Annotated in this window: 2 protein-coding genes; both read left to right on the top strand. The window is 72.0% G+C overall.

Annotation, left to right across the window (positions count from 1 at the left end):
• A partial coding sequence (locus AC27VN_RS41250) for an ABC transporter ATP-binding protein (protein ID WP_490880481.1) occupies positions 1-723 on the top strand: 723 nt, incomplete at its 5' end.
• Positions 720-1,460 (top strand): ABC transporter ATP-binding protein, encoded by a 741-nt coding sequence (locus AC27VN_RS41245; protein WP_208512752.1) that lies wholly within the window; start codon positions 720-722, stop codon positions 1,458-1,460. The genes AC27VN_RS41250 and AC27VN_RS41245, both read left to right, overlap by 4 nt.
• The last annotated feature ends 56 nt before the right edge of the window (positions 1,461-1,516 follow it).

Here is a 1,516-nt window from a genome sequence, read left to right as displayed (position 1 = left end):
CGCTTCGGCGGGCTGGTGGCAGTCAACGAGGTGAGCTTCGACGTGGCGGCCGGCGAGATCGTGGGCCTGATCGGGCCCAACGGCGCCGGCAAGTCGACCATGTTCAACCTGCTGACCTGCACCCTGCCGATGAGCTCGGGCAGCGTGCGCTTCCTGGGCCAGGACATCGCCGGCATGCCGCAGCGCGAGGTGGCGCGGCTCGGGCTGGCGCGCACCTTCCAGCACGTGAAGCTGCGCCCGCAGATGAGCCTGCTCGACAACGTGGCGCTGGGCGCGCACTCGCGCACGCGTTCGGGCGTGCTGCGCGCGGGGCTGCGGCTCGATCGCGCCGAGGAGCGGCAGATCCTGCAGGAGGCGCAGCGCCAGCTCGAGCGCATCGGCCTGGGCGATCGCGCGCACGAGCTCGCGGGCAGCCTGCCGCTGGGCACGCAGCGCATCCTCGAGATCGCGCGCGCGCTCGCGGCCGACCCGGTGCTGTTGGTGCTCGACGAGCCCGCGGCCGGCCTGCGCCGCAAGGAGAAGATGGCCCTGGGAGAGCTGCTGCGCAAGCTGCGCGACGAGGGCGTGACCATTCTGATCGTCGAACACGACATGGACTTCGTGATGAAACTCGTGGACCGCCTGGTGGTGATGAACTTCGGCGCCAAGCTGGTGGAAGGCGCGCCGGCCGCGGTGCGTGCCGACGAGCGGGTGCAGGCGGCTTACCTGGGGAGCGTGGCATGAGTACGGCGACCCCGATGCTGGAGATCGGCGACCTGCACGTTTCCTATGGCCAGGTCGACGCGGTGCGCGGCGTGTCGCTCGCGATGCGGCCGGGGCAGATCGTCTCGGTGATCGGCCCCAACGGCGCCGGCAAGACCACGCTGCTCGCGGCCGCGATGGGCCTGCTGCCCTCGAAGGGCGTGCTGCGCTTCGAGGGCGAGGACCTGCATGGCCTCGACGTGGAGGCGCGCGTGGAGCGCGGCCTGTGCCTGGTGCCCGAGAAGCGCGAGCTGTTCGGCGAACTCTCGGTGCTCGACAACCTGCAGCTCGGCGCCTTCTCGCGCCGGTTGCGCGGCAGCGTGCTCAAGAGCCGGCTGCAGGGCGTGTATGACCGCTTCCCGCGGCTGGCCGAACGCCGCGCGCAGCGCGCCGACACGCTCTCGGGCGGCGAGCGCCAGATGCTGGCCGTGGGGCGCGCGCTGATGTCCTCGCCGCGCCTCTTGATGCTCGACGAGCCCAGCCTCGGGCTGGCGCCGCTGATCGTGCGCGACATCCTCGCGATCGTGCGCAAGCTGCGCGAGGACGGCGTGTCGATCCTGCTGGTGGAACAGAACGCGCGCGCCGCGCTCGAGAGCTCCGACCACGGCTACGTGCTGGAAACGGGCGAGATCGCGCTCGATGGCGCCTCGCAGGACCTGGCCTGCGATCCGCGCGTGCAGGCCACCTACCTCGGCGGGGGCACGCACGATGAGGACTGAGCCGGGCCCGCTGCCGCCCGCGCGACGCACGCTGCCGGCGATGCTCGAACGGCAGG

The sequence above is a fragment of the Variovorax sp. 20P10.2.4 genome (assembly GCF_058244205.1).
Note: the sequence above shows the minus strand (reverse complement) of the source record. Positions and strands in the feature narration are given on the sequence as shown.